Origin of the sequence: Paenibacillus harenae (assembly GCF_030812415.1) — a bacterium.
In the GTDB taxonomy this organism is placed as follows: domain Bacteria; phylum Bacillota; class Bacilli; order Paenibacillales; family Paenibacillaceae; genus Pristimantibacillus; species Pristimantibacillus harenae_A.
Genome location: NZ_JAUSST010000002.1, coordinates 202,254 through 221,336 on the forward strand (window position 1 = coordinate 202,254; position 19,083 = coordinate 221,336).

14 protein-coding genes are annotated in these 19,083 nt (G+C 50.4%); 13 read left to right on the top strand and 1 reads right to left on the bottom strand.

Annotated features, from left to right (window positions below; genetic code table 11):
* The first annotated feature begins 329 nt into the window (after positions 1 to 329).
* The 7 genes from J2T14_RS05940 (at position 330) to J2T14_RS05970 (ending at position 9,736) form a co-directional block, all read left to right on the top strand.
* On the top strand, positions 330 to 2,189 hold the full coding sequence (locus J2T14_RS05940; protein WP_307468880.1) for a cache domain-containing sensor histidine kinase: 1,860 nt from the start codon (positions 330 to 332) through the stop codon (positions 2,187 to 2,189).
* Positions 2,182 to 3,792, top strand: coding sequence for a response regulator transcription factor (locus J2T14_RS05945; RefSeq protein ID WP_307468882.1), 1,611 nt, complete (start codon positions 2,182 to 2,184; stop codon positions 3,790 to 3,792). The genes J2T14_RS05940 and J2T14_RS05945 overlap by 8 nt, the downstream gene beginning before the upstream one ends.
* 62 nt (positions 3,793 to 3,854) lie before the next feature.
* A complete protein-coding gene (locus J2T14_RS05950; protein WP_307468886.1) occupies positions 3,855 to 4,769 on the top strand; it encodes a carbohydrate ABC transporter permease in 915 nt (304 codons plus the stop codon).
* 5 nt (positions 4,770 to 4,774) lie between these two features.
* Positions 4,775 to 5,614 carry a carbohydrate ABC transporter permease gene (locus J2T14_RS05955; RefSeq protein WP_307207235.1) on the top strand — a complete coding sequence of 280 codons (840 nt, stop codon included), beginning with the start codon at positions 4,775 to 4,777 and terminating at the stop codon, positions 5,612 to 5,614.
* A gap of 131 nt (positions 5,615 to 5,745) precedes the next feature.
* Positions 5,746 to 7,092 (top strand): ABC transporter substrate-binding protein, encoded by a 1,347-nt coding sequence (locus J2T14_RS05960; RefSeq protein ID WP_307468889.1) that lies wholly within the window; start codon positions 5,746 to 5,748, stop codon positions 7,090 to 7,092.
* Between the two features lie 68 nt (positions 7,093 to 7,160).
* On the top strand, positions 7,161 to 8,816 hold the full coding sequence (locus J2T14_RS05965; protein ID WP_307468893.1) for an MGH1-like glycoside hydrolase domain-containing protein: 1,656 nt from the start codon (positions 7,161 to 7,163) through the stop codon (positions 8,814 to 8,816).
* A gap of 23 nt (positions 8,817 to 8,839) precedes the next feature.
* Positions 8,840 to 9,736 (top strand): glycoside hydrolase family 43 protein, encoded by an 897-nt coding sequence (locus J2T14_RS05970; RefSeq protein WP_307470380.1) that lies wholly within the window; start codon positions 8,840 to 8,842, stop codon positions 9,734 to 9,736.
* A gap of 62 nt (positions 9,737 to 9,798) precedes the next feature.
* Here J2T14_RS05970 and J2T14_RS05975 read toward each other — a convergent pair whose 3' ends face one another.
* On the bottom strand, positions 9,799 to 11,505 hold the full coding sequence (locus J2T14_RS05975; protein WP_307468895.1) for an RICIN domain-containing protein: 1,707 nt from the start codon (positions 11,503 to 11,505) through the stop codon (positions 9,799 to 9,801).
* Between the two features lie 335 nt (positions 11,506 to 11,840).
* Here J2T14_RS05975 and J2T14_RS05980 point away from each other — a divergent pair, with 335 nt between their 5' ends.
* The 6 genes from J2T14_RS05980 to J2T14_RS06005 all read left to right on the top strand — a co-directional run bounded on the left by J2T14_RS05980 (position 11,841) and on the right by J2T14_RS06005 (position 19,066).
* Entirely contained in the window at positions 11,841 to 12,632 is a 792-nt protein-coding gene (locus J2T14_RS05980) for an alpha/beta hydrolase (protein WP_307468899.1), read from the top strand.
* A gap of 361 nt (positions 12,633 to 12,993) precedes the next feature.
* Positions 12,994 to 13,977: an ABC transporter permease gene (locus J2T14_RS05985; protein ID WP_307468902.1), complete on the top strand. Its 984-nt coding sequence runs from the start codon at positions 12,994 to 12,996 to the stop codon at positions 13,975 to 13,977.
* 17 nt (positions 13,978 to 13,994) lie between these two features.
* On the top strand, positions 13,995 to 14,876 hold the full coding sequence (locus J2T14_RS05990; protein ID WP_307468905.1) for a carbohydrate ABC transporter permease: 882 nt from the start codon (positions 13,995 to 13,997) through the stop codon (positions 14,874 to 14,876).
* 65 nt (positions 14,877 to 14,941) lie between these two features.
* A complete protein-coding gene (locus J2T14_RS05995) occupies positions 14,942 to 16,510 on the top strand; it encodes an extracellular solute-binding protein (RefSeq protein ID WP_307207217.1) in 1,569 nt (522 codons plus the stop codon).
* A 104-nt stretch (positions 16,511 to 16,614) separates the two neighbouring features.
* Entirely contained in the window at positions 16,615 to 18,375 is a 1,761-nt protein-coding gene (locus J2T14_RS06000) for a sensor histidine kinase (protein ID WP_307468908.1), read from the top strand.
* Positions 18,353 to 19,066 (top strand): response regulator transcription factor, encoded by a 714-nt coding sequence (locus tag J2T14_RS06005; protein WP_307468910.1) that lies wholly within the window; start codon positions 18,353 to 18,355, stop codon positions 19,064 to 19,066. The genes J2T14_RS06000 and J2T14_RS06005 overlap by 23 nt, the downstream gene beginning before the upstream one ends.
* The last annotated feature ends 17 nt before the right edge of the window (positions 19,067 to 19,083 follow it).

The following is a 19,083-nucleotide window of genomic DNA, read 5'->3' on the forward strand; positions in this document are numbered from 1 at the left end:
ATATCGAGAGCTATATTGGATATTCGCAACATAGACTTCTGTTTTGCACCCAAAAATGCCGTCAAGCGCTCAAAGTTACTGCGAAAATCAAACATAGCTCGACACCACCATTATTCCGCCCCAAGTTACTACGAAAATCCAACATAGCAGCCAGAGGATAGCTGCATACGCACAAAAGGGCTGTCCCTAAGCCAATGGCTTTTGGGACAGCCCTTTTTTTTGTGCGACTGCTCCATCTATTTGATAAAAGTGGAAAGGAACCTATGAATCTACCATCACGAATACTGCCACTTGGAACAATTGCCTATAGTCTATATAATGGGAGCACAATGCGTTTACGTCCCGTGCCGCTGCAAGGCTCATGCCGGACGGAGAGGAGGAAGGCCGTGTTTTATTCGCTTCGCAACCGCTTGATTGCAATCTTCGTTCTGCTGTTCGTACTCGCTTTCTGTACGATGTCGATCCTGATCTTCAACCAGTCTCGCTCCATTATCCGCTCTTATATCGAATCGTCCGCCCTTGAGAAGATGGATGAGTACGGCTCCTATATCAGCATGGTTCAGACGCAAGTATACGACCTTGCTTCCATTGTCTTCAATAGCGACACGGCAAAAAACTGGGATGCTCTGATCTCCGACCCGGATGCCGGCTCGGGGGAGAAAAACGCCGCGCATTACCGAATGAGCCAGTTTCTAACGCAAACGACGAACAGTTATACGAGCGTATCCTCCGTTACGGTCTACCGCCGCGAAGGGATGTGGGTGAGCAGCGGCAATCAAGTCGTGTTCGATCAATCGCTGGTGGACAAGCCTTGGTACCAAGATCTTATTAAACGTTACGAGTATTGGGTGCCCGCCCAGATGGACGAAGCCGAGATGAGGAACAACAATCCGCATCCCGTCATCGGCATGCTCATGCCGATCGGCTCGTTCGAGCCGGCTAATGCGAGAAGCATTATGAAGGTGAACGTAACGGCCGACTACTTCCTTGATCCTCTGGAAAGAATCCACTTGGGAGCGGGTGGAAGCATTTATTTGCTCGATCAGGATGGACAACCGATGCTGAGTCAGACAGAATACAACGCACACGAGAATATGCGCGAAACGGTGGATGCCGTTCGAGCCGGGTCCGGCAAGCAAGGCGTCGTGTATGTAACGAGCGATCAAGGGGATAAGGAGATTCTGGTCTACAAAAAGCTGGCAAAGACGAATTGGATGCTTGTCGGCTTCGTATCCGAGAAGGACTTGTATGCGCCGCTTATGAAGCTTCGCAATACGATCTTCATCCTTGCGACGGTGCTGATCGTCCTGTCGCTTCTGCTTGCTACGTGGCTGTCGCACGGCATAACGAAACCGCTTTCCCGGTTAATTACCGCGATGCGATACGTGGAGAGGGGCGACTTCGAAATCGCTGAGAGCCGCATTCCTGCCGCCAACTTCATCCGGAACGAAATCGATTATGCAAGCTCTACGTTCCGGCAGATGGTCGTTAGGCTAAGGCGCCATATAAAAGACGAGTTCGAGCTGAAGCTGCTGCGCCAGCAGGCGGAATACAAAACGCTGCTTATGCAAATCAATCCGCATTTCCTGTTCAATACGCTGGAGCTGATGAGCAGCCTTGCCATGCAGAAACGAACGGACGATACGGTGGAGGTTATTGAATCGCTTGGCAAAATGATGCGTTTCTCGCTGCGGATCAACGAGGATTTGATTCGGCTGGACGAGGAGCTCAAGTACGTGCGCTATTATGTGTCCATCCTGCACATCCGCTTCGGGGATAAGGTAAACATCGATATTGACGAGGAAGATGTCGGACAATTGGTCATCATTAAGTTCATCCTTCAACCGCTTATCGAGAATGCCGTTAAATACAGCTTTGAAAGCGGTACTGAAGCCCGGGTGCGCATAGGAGTGAGACGAGAACGAGGCAGCGTCCGTCTCACCGTATCCGACAAGGGACCGGGTATGCCGGAGAAGCTGCGGCGGCAGCTTGTCGAGCAATCGGTCCGCGCCGAGCTCGACTATATACTGAATAATAACGGAGGCCAAGTAGGTCTTGGCAATGTGTTGGCCCGCTGCCGGCTCTATTACGGCTCGCTCTTCGACGTTCGAATCGAAGCCGGCGAAGATGGAACCGGCACGACGATTGAACTCATTTTGCCCGAACAGGAGGAACAACGGCATGTATAAAGCATTGATCGTAGACGATGAACTCGAAATTCGCCAAGGACTTCGCTTAAAGATCGATTGGGAGAACCTTGGTTTTCATATAGCGGGTGAAGCATCGAACGGAAAAGAGGCATTGGACTTTCTATCGAATGAAGCGGTGGACGTCGTGCTTACCGACATGAATATGCCGGCCATGGACGGCATGGCTTTTCTCGACGCCTGCCGCGAACAATTTCCGACCCTTCGCACGATAGTCATAACCGGTTACGAAGACTTTCAATATGCGAAGTCGGCAGTGCGCAACCATGCCCGCGATTATTTATTGAAGCCGGTGGCAAGAGACGAGCTCGCGAGCGCCGTGACCAAAGTGAAGGAGGAACTGGACAACGAACGGCGGAGCCAAAACCAGGAATCCGTCATTCGTTGGCGATTGTCTCAGTATTACAAAGAAATGAAGGAGCATTTCATCGTACAGCTCGTCAAGGAGCAGCCGGAGCTGGACAGCTTCATGCGGCATCGCTCCCGCTTATTCGAGCTCGAATCGTGGCATTCGCAGGGCGTTTTCTTCATGGCTGCGGGCTTGCGATCCAAGCAGTTGACGGATAACGCCCAGGCGCGAACGCCGGATAAGTTCCGTTTGCCGTTCGATATTTTGTGTCGCGAGATCGCCGATCAGTTCGAGGGAAACGTTCAAGCGTTTCGGGATGCGTTATATCCCGGATTCATGTTTTTCGTCATTGCGGAGGATGAGGAGATCCGAGCTTCCGTCTCGCGGGCGCTTCGGGACAACGTTGCGGCGTTCATGGATTTTGAACTCAAGCTTGGAGAAGGGCAGCCAGTCACCGGCTTCGAACGATGGAAAAGCGGTTTTCTGTCCGCGCTTGCAGCTTGGAATATGCCGGATACGATGGATCGGCAAGCTGCTAAGCCGCCGGCAGGCCAGACCGTGCTATCGGAGAATACCGTGAAGCTCATGGAAAGGTACGTCGTTCGCGGCGAGACCGAAACATTCCGGCGGGAGGTCGGGCGAGAGCTCGAGGAGGCGTTCCGTTCATCGCAGCCGGCCTATGTGAAGACCGTCTTCCAGCTGTACCTGATGCTTGAGCCGATCGCGGGAGAAGCGGGCATCCGGCTGGAAGCAGACGAGCAGCTATGGCTTAGGCCCGACATGGTCCTCAGCCTGGACACGCCGGACAAAGCGCTTCATTTTCTGACCCGGATTGCCGACAAAATCATACGGCTGACGGCTGCCGAATCTGGCGCGGAAGAAGCGAAGTTCGTCCAGGCGGCCTGCCATTTTATCGAAGAAAATTATATGTACGATCTGAATTTGACGATGATTGCCGAGAAGTTCAACTATAATCCTTCCTATTTCTCCGAGATGTTCAAGAACAAGGTCGGGAAGACGTTTGTTCAATATTTGAACGAAACGCGAATGGCGCATGCGGTTCGCCTGCTGGAGGATACGGCCCTTGGCTTATGGGACATCGCGGAGCTAACGGGCTTCTCGGGCGCGAGCTACTTCAGCTCGCGCTTCAAGCGGATGTTCGGCGCCAGTCCTTCCGAATATAGACAAAGAAATAACGCATCTGTAAAAATCGATAGCGACATCCCGAATAAATAGCATTCATCGGCCTCCTCCCGTCGCCTATAATGAGCGTACAACAGGAAAGGAGGCCGCTTCCCATGCGAGCTACACGAAAAACGATGCAACGGCAGCACAACTTGACCGCTTACGGCTTTCTGCTGCCGTGGCTGATCGGGTTCTTCTGCCTTACGCTTGGTCCCATGTTAGGCTCGCTTTATTTGTCCCTAACGAAATACAATTTGCTAAGCGCTCCAAAGTGGGTCGGATTGTCCAACTACGTGACCATTTTTACGGATGACCAGACCTTCACGAACTCCCTGTGGCTTACCTTCAAATATGTCTTTATGTCCGTGCCGCTTCGCCTCGCGTTCGCGCTTTTGGTTGCGATGGCGCTTAATAAAGGTATTCGGGCGTTAGGCATTTACCGCACCATTTATTATGTGCCTTCGCTGCTTGGCGGCAGCGTCGCGATTGCCATCGTATGGCGGCAGATCTTCGACGGGAGCGGCTTGGTCAACCGTTTTCTGGGCTGGTTCGGCATTGAAGGACCTTCCTGGATCTCGCATCCGGATTACATCGTCTATACGATTATTTCGCTTTCGATCTGGCAGTTTGGTTCGGCAATGGTCATCTTCCTCGCCGGACTCAAGCAAATTCCGGGCGACCTGTACGAGGCTGCGCAAGTAGACGGGGCGGGCAAAGCGCGAAGCTTCTTCCGCATTACGCTGCCGATGCTGACCCCGGTTATTTTCTTCAACCTGGTCATGAGCATCATTAATTCGTTCCAGGCGTTCACGCCGGCCTTCGTGATCGGGGACGGACGAGGCGGACCGCTCGACGCTACGATGTTCTATACGCTGTACCTGTACATGAAAGGCTTCTCCTTCTTCGAGATGGGTTATGCTTCCGCGCTTGCCTGGATCATGCTGCTTATCGTAGGGGGATTCACGGCGATCGTATTTATGACGTCCAAATTCTGGGTATTCTACGGCGATAGCAAAGACGGGAGATGAAGCAAATGCAGATGAAAGCAATTGGCCTAGGCCTCTCCAAACACGCGCTGATTATCCTCTTCGGTATTGCCATGCTATACCCCGTGCTTTGGCTGATCAGCAGCTCGTTCAAGCCGAACGACATGATATTCACGCAGACAGGCTTGTGGCCTAAGGAGTTTACGCTCGATAATTATCGGAATGGCTGGAGAGGACTTCAGGACGTTTCCTTCGGAACCTTTTTCGCCAATTCCTGGATCGTCTCGATACTAAGCGTGCTAGGCAACGTCATTACATGCTCTTTCGCGGCTTTTGCATTTGGCAGGCTGAGCTTTAAATTTCAAAAGCTATGGTTCGCGCTGATGCTGGTTACGATCATGCTGCCTTACCATGTCACGCTTATTCCGCAATACGTCATCTATAGCGAGCTGCATTGGATTAATACTTACTTTCCGCTCGTGCTGCCCAAATGGCTGTCGCATGATTCGTTTTTCATCCTGATGATGGTTCAATTTATTCGAGGCATTCCGAGAGAGCTGGACGAGAGCGCGACGATAGACGGCTGCAGCCAGCGCCAAATTTACTTCCGGATTATTATGCCGCTTCTTACGCCGGCTCTCATATCCGCAGCGATCTTCACGTTTATCTGGTCGTGGGACGACTTCTTCAGCCAAATGATCTATTTGAGCGATATCAAATTGTTTACGGTGCAACTGGGCATCCGCTCCATGTTCGATCCTTCCGGTCAATCCGATTGGGGCGCGCTTCTTGCGATGTCGACCTTGTCGCTTGTACCGATTACATTGATCTTCTTGATCTTCCAACGGTATTTCATGGAGGGCATTGCGACGACAGGACTGAAATAAGGGGTCTGAAAAACGCGCGATCCGAAAAAAAGACAAGCGATGACCTAAAGAAATCAAATTCCAAGATCGGCGCTTCGCGATTAACCTAATTCATGTAATCGGATTCAACATAACTCGGGAGGTTGATTAGGATGAAGAGAAAGAGCTTATGGATCGGTATATTGGCTTTAATGATGGTTGTGCTTTCGGCTTGCTCAGGCGGAACTGGCAGTCCGGGCGCTTCGAACTCCGGCAATACGTCGAACAACGAGCAGAACGATGCGACGGAAAGCACTGAGCAGGTCGAGCTTCGCGTCATGTGGTGGGGCGATCAGAAACGGGCCGACATCACGAACCAAGCGCTTAAGCTATTCGAGAAAAAGTATCCGAACGTCAAGATCGTCGGCGAGTTCGCGCCTTCGACCGGTTATTTCGACAAGCTGAACACGCAGCTCGCCTCGGGTACCGCGCCGGACGTTTTCTTTCTTGGCGGCAATGTCGTCGATTACGCGATAAAGGATGTACTGCTGGATCTGACGCCCTATGTTGGACAAGAGCTGAATCTGACGGACATGGATCAGACGATGGTCCAATACGGAACGTTGAACGACAAGCTCGTGCATATCTCGGCTGGAGCGAACGCACGCGGTGTCATCATTAATAAATCGATGTTCGATCGTGCCGGCATACCCGTTCCTCAGGACGGCTGGAACTGGGAGGAATACGCTGCAATTAGCAAGCAAATTACCGATAAACTGGGCAGCGGCTATTATGGCACGTACAACCTGGCGGTAGATGGCATGGATATCGGACTTAAGCAAAATGGCAAGCAGCTGTACGACATGGCGAACGGCACGCTTGGCTTCGAAGAGGCGGACGCGCTCAAGTGGTTCCAGTATTGGGATGCAACGTCGAAAGCAGGCGGCGTCGTTCCTGCCGAGCTGCAAGTGTCCAATCCGCCAGGGGATACGAGCAAATCATTAATTATTACAGGTAAAGTCGCGATGAGCCTGATTCCGTCCAATCAATTCGCGGCACACCAAAGCTTGACCCAGGATGAGCTCATCATGGTGCAGCTGCCGCGCGGAGACAAAGGCACCGGCGTCGTCTTCGAGTCCAGCCAAGGACTGTCGGGCTATGCGAAAACGAAACATCCGAAAGAAGTCGCGCAGCTGATGAGCTTCTTCATTAACGATCCGGAAGTGGCGAAGATTCTCCGCAGCGACCGCGGCGTGCCTGTAACGGCCAGCAATCGCGCCTTGCTCGAGGGCGAAGCCAGCGCTGCCGACAAGATCGTCTACGACTATACGAGCCGCGTATCCAAAGCGACGGAGACCGAGCCGTTCGCCGTCAGCTACAACCCTCCGGGGAATACGGAATATTCGAAGCTCGCGGAATCGACCATGTACGAAATCGGATTCGGCCGCAAAAGCGTAGGGGAAGCAGTCAGTGCTTTCTATAGCGGAACGGTGAAAATTTTCAACAACAACCAGGAATAAAAAATATGCATAACGGGCTGTCTAGCGGCAGCTCGTTTCGCTATTGATGCGTAAAGGAGACGATCAACATGAAAGAAGCGCTGTTGCTGGACAAATTAAGGAGCTTGACCGTCGATGAACGGGTCGGCGAGCCGAAGAAGGAATCCGACCGCAGCGTAATGGCGGAATGGTGTAAATCCGGCGTGAAATTCGCGACCTCAACAGGCCGTCTGGAGCAGGTTTATTATGCCGCGTTGCGTTCGTTGCTAGATTGCATCGTACCGACGGGCGGCGAGAAGCCGATCTTGCATGAAGGCGGCATTTACCTCGGCTGTTGGTTGGAAAGCACGGGCACGATTAACGCCGAGCTGCTCTCGCGGTTCATGCCTTCGGTATCCGAGTCGACCTATCTTGCCTTTGCCGAGCATCAAAGGGAGGACGGGATGCTTCCTTATAAAATAACCGAGCAGGGTCCGTCGTATAGGCAGATTCAGCTTGTAACACCGCTAGCGCGTTCAGTCTGGAACCATTATTCGCAGAATGGCCGGGACAAGTCATTTCTGAAGACGATGTACGCGGCAATGATACGATATGACGAATGGCTGGCAAAATATCGCGATACGTTCGGCACCGGCTGCGTGGAGGCATTCAGCGCATTCGATACCGGGCATGATCTGTCGCCCAGGTTCTGGCATGTGCCGGATACGCCTCACTTGGGCGATGCGACGCAAGTAAATCCGGACTCGCCGATCTTGCCGTTTCTTGCGCCCGATCTTACCGCCAACGTCTACTGCCAAAGACTATATTTGGCGCGGATGGCCGAGGAGCTGGGGGAGTCGGGGGATGAATGGAGAGCGAAAGCGGAGCAGTCGCTGGATAGCTTGTACCGGTATTGCTTCGATGAAACGGACCATTTCTTCTACGATCGGGACCAGAATGGACAGTTCGTACGGGTGCAGTCCGATGTACTGCTGCGCGTCATGGCGTGCGAGGTAGGCGACCGGACGTTTTTTGATTCGATGCTGCGCCGTTATTTGCTCAATACGGGCAAGTTTTTCGCTAAATATCCGTTTACCTCGCTGGCGATGGACGATCCTCGTTTCGATCCTTTCTCCAGCTACAACAGCTGGGCGGGACCGTCCAATTTCCTTAGCTTGATTCGCGCCTCGCATGCTTTCGAACACCATGGGCGCCACGTCGAGCTGACTTGGGTGATTCAGTCGATCTTGTCTGCCGCGACCCGGTTTACCCGTTTCGCGCAAGCCGTTAGTCCTTGGACGGGGGAAGAAGGTTTCACCGAAGCGTATTCGCCTTCGATTCTATGCGTGCTTGACTATGTGGAGCGGCTATGCGGCATCATGCCGCGTCCTTCCGGTGAGCTGTGGTTTACCGGGCTTCGTCCGTATGCGATGGATCACGGCGAAGAGCCAACGGGAGATACCGCGTACGGCAGAACGGTGGATCAGAACGTATACGAGCTGCTTAATGGCGAGGACGGATCGGTCATCTACCGAAACGGAGAGCGCTGGATCTCATTCCCGGGAGGCATACGCGTCATAACCGATCGAAGCGGCATGCTGCTTGGTATTATTGGAATGGTTGCGAGGAAGGTGGAAGGGACGATCGCTTGGAACGGCTTGGACATTCCGTTCAGCGTTTCCGGCAATGAGCAAGTGGTTCTCGCAGGAAGTCAGTTCAGGGCTGGTGGGCCCGCAATCGGAATCGTTCCGCCTACTTACCGTTAATGTGCAAAGGGGAGCATAAGATGATGCTGGATTGCAAAGACATTCAAATTCGCGATCCGTTCGTGCTGCCGGTCCAAGGCGAAGGCAAATACTATATGTTCGGCAGCACCGACAAAAACATATGGGGCGCGGGAACGGGTTTCGATGCCTATGTCAGCCGTGACTTGCTTCATTGGGAGGGGCCTCATCCCGTCTTTCGGCCTGATGTGGACTTCTTCTCGGATACGAACTTCTGGGCGCCGGAGGTGTATGCCTACGACGGCCGTTATTATATGTTCGCCACGTTCCGCAGACGGGACAATGCACTGCTTGGGACCGCGGTACTTACGGCTGATCAACCGCTCGGGCCGTTTGTCCTCCATAGCGACGGTCCCGTGACGCCCGCTAGCTGGAGCTCGCTTGACGGCAGTTTGTTCGTGGATGAAGACGGCGTGCCGTGGATGGTCTTTTGCCATGAATGGCAGCAGGTCGGAGACGGCGAGGTTTGCGCTATTCGCCTAAGCAGCGATCTGAGCCGCGCGGAATCGGAGCCTGTCCTGCTATTCCGAGCGTCGGAAGCGGCGTGGGCCACGCCTTATGTGTCGCCGCGCTATCCGGATACGGCCAACTATGTGACGGACGGCCCTTTTTTATTCAGGGGGGAGACCGGTCAACTGTATATGCTGTGGGCGAGCTTCATCGACAACCAATACGCCTTGGGCGTGGCACGATCCGAATCGGGCCAAGCGACGGGACCTTGGGTACAGCAGGCGGAACCGCTTTTTCGGAACGACGGCGGACATGGCATGGTATTCCGCATGTTCGACGACCGGCAGATGCTCACCATTCATGCACCGAACCGGACGCCCGACGAGAGGCCGATTTTCCTGGAGCTTATCGAGCGAGATGGCGTTGTACGCGTAAAGGATTCCGACCAATAGGCGTAGAAAAACCGCAATTCATGGCGAATTGCGGTTTTTGTGCGCCTAGTGAATAGCCAACTTTAATTAATCTGAACCAGCTGCCATTGCTGATTGAGATCGCCGCGGTATAGATTTTGCTGAATCTTCGCTCCATCGGCTGCGGAGGAACCTACAACTTCGACTGCTTTGTTGCTGTTCACGTTGAGGACGCTCCAATAGCCGTTGCTCATCTTGATCAATCGGAACTGCTGCGCGGAATTGGAGAGATCCTGCATAAGTTGAATCGCTTCTCCGTTGTTTTTCGTTCCGTTACGAACATCCATGACCTTGTTGTCTGACGAGCTGACGCTTCGCAATTCGTAATAGTTATTGTAGGTGCCTTGATCCGTGACGACCCAGCGCTGTGCTGTCGTATTGTTGTCTGTCCACTGTTGAAGTTGCAGCGCGTTCGTGTTCTGGCCTCCTGGAACCTCGAGTATTTTGCCCGAAGCACGGTTGACGAGCTTGTAAGTTGCGCCATTCGCGACTCCATTCCATATGCCATTCCAAGGATTAAACTGCGCGCGTTCATAGTACCATTCGAAAATAAAGCGTGCCATGCCGTCCCTGGCCGTATTGCCATCATACATTAAACCGCCTGTCGGGTCTGCGAATGAGCTTCGCGTGCCGGGATCCAGCAAAAATCCGTTCATATGGACGGCGATGCTCACATTGCCCGCAGCCGTGAAGATCGCTTTGGTGTTTTTGCCGAAGCCCGCGTTCGAGCCGTTGAACAGATCCCAATAAGAGGAGTCTCCCGGCTGGGTCTTGAACCAGGTTGTCTCCGTAATATTGATTGGATAACTGTCGGCGCAAGGCTTAATATTAGTATCCCACTGCTGCTGCAAAGTTGCATAATTATCATTGGCGCCGTAGCCCGGGTACCAATGGACGGAATAACCGACATTGTTGAGCGGATCCGTAAGCGGATACGCAGCGCACAGCTGATAGTATTGATCCCAACCAAGTCCCGATGCCCAGATGACGTTATCCGCACCTTTGCCGCGAATCGTAGAGATCATGGAATTTTGGAAATTTTTGAGCGAGTTCCAGTATGCAACGAAATTGGATTGGGAAGGATGACCGCCCCATACCCCGTTGACATCGGATAGTACCGGCTCGTTAACGAGCTCGAACATCACATTGTCCGCGCTCTTGATGCCCGGCTGATCGGCGAGGTAACCCCAAATCTGATTGAATTTAGCGAGATTGTCCGGCGTTGTTGCTTGGTTATTGCTTAAAGTGAAATCAAGGCCGAGCGTGACATACAAGCCTTTGGTCTTGGCGTAGTTGATATAAGGAATGATGACGTTCTGAGTAACGGCCTGCAGTCCGGCAAAATTGTACGTGCCCGCCGCAACGTCGCCCATGTCTTCCCGGTCAATGAATAGACGTACCTGATTCATATACCATCCATGGTTGTTGCCGTATTTGGCAGAGGTGCTCGTAAAGGTGTCGGTAATATCCTTCAAATACGCCAAGATGGCCGCATGCCGGTTCCCGCCATTCTGGTTCAGATAGTAGTTGCTGTTCTGGTACGTCCAGTAAGAGCCCGAAGGCTGATGCCACCCGCTCAGCAACACGGGCTGCCCGCTGCTGTTCACCAACTGGTTGCCGCTTACATGGAGCTTGGACATCGGCATGCCGACCCACGCTTCTGCCTTTTTGCCGCTCAGCAGCATCGGCGACATCACCAGCGCCATAAGCAGCAGAAGCTTAACTGCCAAGCTGACTTTCTTCTTGATCATTAATACTCATCTCCTTTTTTTGTTTGGTATATGTAAATTCATGGTAGTACATAGGCAGGGTGAGGCGGACGGCAGATGGAGCGCCTAGAGCTGAGCAAGGAGAGAAAATAAATGAGGTGTGATACTTTCAGGAGAAAATGTATGCGTTTTCAAAAACGAGTGTACTATTCGGGAGATAACGCCGGCAACCTGTCTAATTATGGTTTTATGACCCTTCTAACTCTAACTTTGACGTACGAGCGAGAAGTATCCATTGACAGGTTGTTTACTCAGCGTGGAAAGTTTATACTTTTCGGCAGTTAACCAAGTAACAATAGGAAGGGGAATGAAATACGATGAGTTCAATTGACCATGATTCGATCAGACAAGCCGCTCCGCCAGGATTTGACCAGTACAGGGAGGACATTTCCCGCGGCAAAATAGAAACAATTGAATATTTCTCTGCGACGGTAGGCTGCAAGCGCCAAGCGATGATTTACCTCCCTCCCGGTTATTCCGAAGATCTAAGGTATAACGTTCTTTATCTATTGCACGGAATCGGAGGCGACGAGGCGGAATGGTACAAACATGCGGAGCCGCAGGCGATCCTTGATAATTTGCATGCAGAACGCAAGCTTGCGCCCATGATCGTGGTATTGCCCAACGGTCGTGCCATGGCGAACGACCGGGCGGAGGGAAATCTATTCGACCCGAACAAATTAAAGGCGTTCGAAGACTTCGAATTCGATTTGCTGCATGATCTCATCCCTTATATAGAGTCCAACTATTCGGTTCTGATAGGGAGAGAGAAGCGTGCTCTTGCCGGTTTATCGATGGGAGGAGGGCAATCGCTTAATATCGGTTTAGGAAATCTCGATCGATTCGCCTGGATTGGCGGTTTTTCTTCCGCCCCAAACACGAAGGAGCCCGAGCTGCTTGTCCCGAATCCGGAAGAAGCGTCGTCGAAGCTCAGACTGCTCTGGCTGTCATGCGGGCTTCTGGACAATCTTAAGCATGTCAGCGATCGGACGCATGCCTATTTGGAATTGAACAATGTGCCGCACATTTGGTACGAGGAGAGCGGAGGCCATGATTGGCCGGTATGGAAAAACGATTTATACCATTTTTCCCAACTCATTTTTAGGTAATCTGTCTAGCGGCTGTCGGTACACCGGTGAATAATAACCGGGGCTACGAAGATAATTGGAATTGGGAAAATTTTATTCAGGTCACGAAACGTTCATGACTTGGTAGGACGGTTGCGGGAAGTTAACCCGTTACCGTTCTTTTTCGTATGTCGCATATTTAGCCGCATTCCCGAGACATCATTTCCGACCGCAGCACGGTGTTCCCGGTTCGTGAAGCGGTTGTACCTCACCCCTGTAAAACGAACGACATGTTGACTTAGCGTGAGACTTGAGATCAAAAAATGACAACGCTTTCTTTAAAATGTTGGCTTACGAAGCTTTCTCCCTCTGATGTAGACTTGATATCAAGGGAGGGGCATATATGGATCTTGGCACACAAATGACAAACGGTTCAGCCGTTAAACAAAGTCGAACGGATTATTGGAAGCGATTCAAAAAACAAAAGGTACTTCATCTTTTCGTGGGGCTCGGAATGATTTTCCTGCTGATCTTCGCCTATTCTCCAATGTTCGGCATCGTGATGGCGTTCAAAAATTATTCCGTCTCCACCGGAATAAGAGGAATCTTCACAAGCGAGTGGGTCGGCCTTAAACACTTCGACGAGTTCGTCAACGATTATCAATTCGGAACCATTGTCCGCAATACGCTGGTCTTAAGTTTTCTCAAAGTGATCTTTGCCTTTCCGGCTCCAATACTGCTGGCGATTTTGCTGAACGAAGCGAAAAACCTACGGTTCAAGCGGTTTGTCCAAACCGTCAGCTACTTGCCCCATTTTATTTCTTGGGTAGTAGTAGTAGGAATAGGTTTCGCTTTCCTGTCTTCTGATATCGGCCTTGTCAATAAGGCGCTGATGAGTCTCGGTTGGATCGACAAGCCGCTCGACATTCTTACGAACCCCGATCATTTCTGGGGGCTTGCGGTAGGAAGTGCAGTGTGGAAGGAGATGGGTTGGTGGACAATTATTTTCTTGGCCGCCATAGCGGGAATTAATCCTTCCCTGTATGAGGCCGCGCAAATCGACGGCGCAGGGAGATTGGCGCGTATTCGCCACATTACGTTGCCCGGCATGCAGGGAACGATCATCGTCGTGCTGATCCTGACGATAGGCAGCATACTGGGCGGAGGTCTGGTAGGCTCCAATTTCGAACAAGCTTTCCTGCTAGGCAACAGCATCAACAATCCAACCTCGGAGATCGTGCAAACCTACGCGTTCAAGGTGGGATTAAGGGACGGGCGCTTCTCGTACGCGGCTGCCATCGATTTGATCCAATCTGTGATCTCCGTGACGCTAATCTTCTCCAGCAACTATATCGCCAAGCGATTGTCGGGATCTAGCTTATTCTAGGAAAGGGGAGACAGGCGATGACACTTAGCCAACGACAAAAGGATCGCATAATGGATGCAGGAGTCGCGATCGTACTGTTCATGATCATGCTGTGTATGCTTTATCCGTTTTATTACGTTCTGATTTTATCATTTAACAAGGGGACTGATTCGCTTCTCGGTGGCGTTTATTTGTGGCCACGGACCTTCACATTCGAGAACTATGCCCGCTTTTTGAATGATCCTCATTGGTATCAAGCCTTTTTGGTAACCATTTCGAGAACCGTTTCAGGAACCGTGCTGGGGGTTTTGTTTACCTGTCTTGTGGCGTACGGGCTCTCGCATCGCGATCTTATGTTTCGTAAATCGTATTTCACGATCGTTATTTTTGCGATGTATTTCTCGGGAGGACTTATTCCCTACTATGTGGTGCTTCGCTCACTTGGGCTTCTGAATTCGTTTGGCGTATACATCATCCCATCCATGCTGAGCACATTTTTCTTGTTGATTGCCATCTCGTTTTTCCGGGAGATTCCTCAAGAACTGAAGGAATCCGCGCATATAGACGGAGCCAGTGAAATCGTCATTTTTTACAAAATCATAATGCCGGTATCCATGCCCCTAATCGCGACTATGGCTCTTTTCACAGGTGTTGGTCAATGGAATTCCTGGCTGGATTCCGCTTATTTCGTACAATCGGAACAATTGAGAACGCTTGCATTCAGAATGATGGAAGTGATCAACAAGAGCAGTGCGCCCGTAGACGCTCTTGCCGCAGCGAATAAAGCGGCAGCCGGTGTTACGAGCTATTCGCTTCAGGTAGCGGCAATGGTTGTCTCCATTGCACCAATTGTATGCGTATATCCATTCCTTCAAAAGTTTTTTATCCAAGGTATTATGTTGGGTTCAGTAAAAGGTTAACCGATTCGCATAATATTAAAGCGCATGCTTTGATATATAATAAAACATTCATTGGAGGGGTTACATTGAACAAATTCAGAAGCAAGAAATTTTTGTTCTTATCGCTGGCAGTTATGCTGGTGCTTAGTTTGCTGGCCGCATGCTCCCAAAATACAGCTGATCCCGGAGAAAGCAAGGAACCCGGGAACGAAACGAGTTCGAACAGCGGAGAAGAAGTAAAGGAGCTTTCGTTGTTTATCGATGCTCCTTGGTATCCTGTAAAGGAATGGAAGGGTTCGGTTGCCGAGAAAATTACAGAGAAAACAGGCATCAAGCTCAAAGTTACGGTTGCAACCGACGATAAGCAACTTCCCCTCATGATCGCTTCGGGAGATCTTCCGGATCTTGTGTTCACCAACGCCAACATCGACCGGATGTCCGATTCCAAGCTCTCCTATCCGTGGAACGAGCTGATCGAGAAATATGCGCCTGAATTCAAGATCGACAATACAAGAATTGCAATTCATACGATGGACGACGGGAATTTCTATACGGTCCGCAACGCTTTTGCGACGCAGGAGGAAATGGCGCAGAACAAATATGCGATAGGCAACGATGGCAATCCCGGGATCGCCGTGCGTGAGGATATACTGAAAGAACTCGGCAATCCGTCCATTCAGTCGCTGGACGACTTTACGAAAGTACTGGGAATGGTTAAAGAAAAGTATCCCGATATGGTACCGCTCATTATGGATAAAGATTGGATCGAGCAATACTTCATTCAGCAGATCGGCGTGGAAGCACTTATGGATGGCTGGTACGAGCAAGACGGAGAAATTGAATATGCCATTAAGCATCCGAAAATGCTCGATTACTTCAAATTTATGAATAGCTTGTATCGAAACGGTTATATTCTGGCGGAGAATTTCGCTCATGCGAATGACCAAATCGACGATCAATACGCAACTAGCGGGAAGGCATTTGCTCATAGTCATACAGTAAGCGCGGCGGATATGGATAATATCGCTGTTAAAAAAAATGGAGGAGCTTATACGTTCAAGATGCTGCCGAGCGCCTTGTCAAGCGATGCTAAGTCGGTTAGTACGGGTCTTGGCTTTGCCGGCACCTTCATCACAAAGGAAAACCAAGATCCTGAAGCTTCAATTAAGTTCATTGAGTATTTGGCTAGCGACGAGGGCAAGAAATTGACGATGTTCGGGGTTGAGGGCGAGCATTGGACTTGGAACGAAGAAGGATATCCGAATCTGAACTATGATCCGTCGGACAGCGAATTCGTGAACAGCAACGGCATCAAATGGTGGTATTTGTATAATGACGGGATCACTGAAGGCATGCTTGGATATGTTCCGGGTACGCAAAAGACGCAAGCCTTGATGGAAAGGAAAGAGATGACGATATATAAACCGGAAATTGGCTTAATCCAGACGCAGCCGGATTCGGAGGAAAAAACGATTAAAACAAAAATTGACGAAATGATCAAAAATGAAAAGGTGAAAATTTATTTGTCAAAAACAGAGGAAGAAGCCATTGCCAATTACGAAAATATGATTAAAACCGCAGAGAGCATGGGCCTGCAAAAGCTGGTGGATTGGGCAAATCAAACGTATCAGAAGAAAAAGGATTTGTTTAAGTAAGAGGGTTGTCCGGTAGAGGCTGTAATTGCTTCTCCCGGACTTTGCTTGCTCATGGTAATGTAAAGACAAGACATAGCGATTAAGATCGGAGTGAGTTTGTCCCCATGAGCATTACGCGTAAAATGATTTTGGGATATATCATTCTTATTTTCATTCCGGTTCTCGTCTTCGGGTACCATTACTACACGCAAACTTATGGCAATCTGACCAGGCAGTTCGTGGAAAGCCGGCAAAAGATTCTCGAGCAGGCATATGCCAACATGAAAAGCGATTTTATACGCATTCAATCGGTTCAGCGTTTGCTGCAATATAATCCTTATGTCACGGATTATCTGGATGGCGTGTACCAGACCGACGCGGATAGCGTATATGCGCTTATTCGCTACATTCGGCCGCTGTATACGCAGTCGTTATTCGCCAATCCGGAGATTGAATCGATTGTCATCTACAAGATGAAAAATCGCGTTTTGCCGGTAACGGATCTTTTCCGTGATCAATCTTTGCTAAACGCGCAAATCGAAGAGAAAGTCGAACATTTGAAACCGGGCAAAGGGTTGTGGATACGCGAAGAGCCCGAAGCGTCTAAGCCTGACTTGATCTATTATCAGCATATTTACAATACGCAATTTACGGAAAGAATCGGGCTTCTGGAGATTCGGATTCGCAATAGTCTGATTGGGAATTTTTACGCTGCGGCCGGAGTGGAAGGGAATTGGCACGCCTTCTTGTTGTCACCTGATGGTCGACCGCTAAACGAAAGCGAGGCGGCATCGGCGCTTGACGAACAGACTCTACATCGGTTGGGGCAAGACGATAGCGCATTTTTCATCAATCGAAAGTCGATTGTCAACGGATTAAATATCGATGAACTGAACGTTAGAGTCGTTGTAGCGGGACAAGCCGGCGAAGTTTTTTATTCGATCAAGCAGCGAGAACGCATTTTAGTAACATTAATCGTCCTTTTGTTGGTCGGCTTGTCCGCTGCTTATTACGCGATGGCATCGACCATAACCAAACGGATTCTGAGATTAGCCAGATTTATGCGAACGTTGAATAACGATAATTTGAGACAGCACATCATTAAGCACGACAAGTTAGATGAAAGGGATGAAATTGGTTTTCTTACAGCCACCTACAACTCCATGGTTCAACGCGTGGACGAATTAATTAATCATGCACACCGCGCCGAGCTTCGGAATAAAGAAGCCGCTTACATGGTACTGCAGGCGCAGATCAAACCGCATTTTTTGTACAATACCCTTGAAACGATCCGAATGGTCGCCGAATCGAACAACGACAGAGAGGCCGCGGATATATCATTCTGGTTTGGGAAGCTAATGCGATACAGCCTGTCATCGAAGCAGGACGTGACGACTCTTGAGAGAGAACTTGAAATGATCACCTTCTATTTGAAAATCCACAAGATGCGCTTGCAGGCCAGACTAACTTACGAAATTGACGTTTCAGTCGAGGCGAAGCATATTGCGTGTCCTCGCTTTATATTGCAGCCGATAGTGGAGAATAGCATCGTGCATGGCGCGTCCGCCGTTCTCCGGCCCGTACATATTCGGCTTCAGGTCGAAGAGACGCCTGAAGAAATCCGGATCAGGATAGAAGACAACGGCCCTGGAATTGCGTTAGATAAACGGCTCGCCATTCAAAATCAAATAACGAATGGATCAGAGCTAAGATCGGAAGGGGAAGAAAGCCGGGGTATAGGCATTTATAATGTAGGCGAGCGTATCAAATCATTTTTTCGCGGCACTTCAAGGCTAGACCTTGAAAGCAGGCAAGGGGAGGGGACCTGCGTCACTATCATCATCGATAAAGGGGAGGCGAAGAATGAAAGTATTGATCGTGGATGACGAGCCATTGATTTTGAACGGCATTGTCAAGATCGTCAACGAGTCGATGCCTCTCGGTATGGAGGTTCGAGCTGCTTCCAGCGTGCCCGAAGCGCTTGATGTGATGAAAGCCTATCTGCCGGATGTTACCGTGACGGATCTGCACATGCCCGAGAAGAACGGATTCGATTTGATTGAAGAAGCCAGAGAATCGGGATTATGCGACCGCTTCATCATTTTGACCGGATACGAATACTTTGAATATGCGCGGAGAGCGCTGCGTGCGGGGGTCGTCGACTATTTGATGAAGCCGGTCGATAGGGATGAAATCGCGGAACTGCTGAAACGCATTGCCGAGGAGCTTCCCATCGAGCGTGATTCCAGCGGCTACGCTATTCATGCACAGCGCATCTTGGCCTACTTGGACAAGCATTATATGCAGGATCTTTCGCTGGAGCATCTTGCAGGGCTGATGGATCTACATCCGCACTATATCAGCAGATTGTTCAAGAAGGAAACGGGAGAAAACTTCGTAAACTATTTGAACGGCCTGCGGATTCGCGAAGCGAAGAAGTTGCTCAACCATCAGCAGCATCTTACGGTCAATGCAATCGGTCAGCGAGTAGGTTTCGAAAGCAATCATTACTTTTCTAAAGTATTCAAGAAATTTACGGGGGTTACCCCCGGCGCCTATCGTGAAGACTGCACTTAAACTGATACGGAATAGAG

What these genes read in the sequence shown, in the direction of transcription:
- J2T14_RS05950 (WP_307468886.1), top strand. Translation starts at nt 3,855, where the DNA reads ATGCGAGCTACACGAAAAACGATGCAACGGCAGCACAACTTGACCGCT.
- J2T14_RS06000 (WP_307468908.1), top strand. Translation starts at nt 16,615, where the DNA reads ATGAGCATTACGCGTAAAATGATTTTGGGATATATCATTCTTATTTTC.
- J2T14_RS05970 (WP_307470380.1), top strand. Translation starts at nt 8,840, where the DNA reads ATGCTGGATTGCAAAGACATTCAAATTCGCGATCCGTTCGTGCTGCCG.
- J2T14_RS05965 (WP_307468893.1), top strand. Translation starts at nt 7,161, where the DNA reads ATGAAAGAAGCGCTGTTGCTGGACAAATTAAGGAGCTTGACCGTCGAT.
- J2T14_RS06005 (WP_307468910.1), top strand. Translation starts at nt 18,353, where the DNA reads ATGAAAGTATTGATCGTGGATGACGAGCCATTGATTTTGAACGGCATT.
- J2T14_RS05945 (WP_307468882.1), top strand. Translation starts at nt 2,182, where the DNA reads ATGTATAAAGCATTGATCGTAGACGATGAACTCGAAATTCGCCAAGGA.
- J2T14_RS05960 (WP_307468889.1), top strand. Translation starts at nt 5,746, where the DNA reads ATGAAGAGAAAGAGCTTATGGATCGGTATATTGGCTTTAATGATGGTT.
- J2T14_RS05980 (WP_307468899.1), top strand. Translation starts at nt 11,841, where the DNA reads ATGAGTTCAATTGACCATGATTCGATCAGACAAGCCGCTCCGCCAGGA.
- J2T14_RS05955 (WP_307207235.1), top strand. Translation starts at nt 4,775, where the DNA reads ATGCAGATGAAAGCAATTGGCCTAGGCCTCTCCAAACACGCGCTGATT.
- J2T14_RS05940 (WP_307468880.1), top strand. Translation starts at nt 330, where the DNA reads ATGCGTTTACGTCCCGTGCCGCTGCAAGGCTCATGCCGGACGGAGAGG.
- J2T14_RS05985 (WP_307468902.1), top strand. Translation starts at nt 12,994, where the DNA reads ATGGATCTTGGCACACAAATGACAAACGGTTCAGCCGTTAAACAAAGT.
- J2T14_RS05990 (WP_307468905.1), top strand. Translation starts at nt 13,995, where the DNA reads ATGACACTTAGCCAACGACAAAAGGATCGCATAATGGATGCAGGAGTC.
- J2T14_RS05975 (WP_307468895.1), bottom strand. Translation starts at nt 11,505, where the DNA reads ATGATCAAGAAGAAAGTCAGCTTGGCAGTTAAGCTTCTGCTGCTTATG.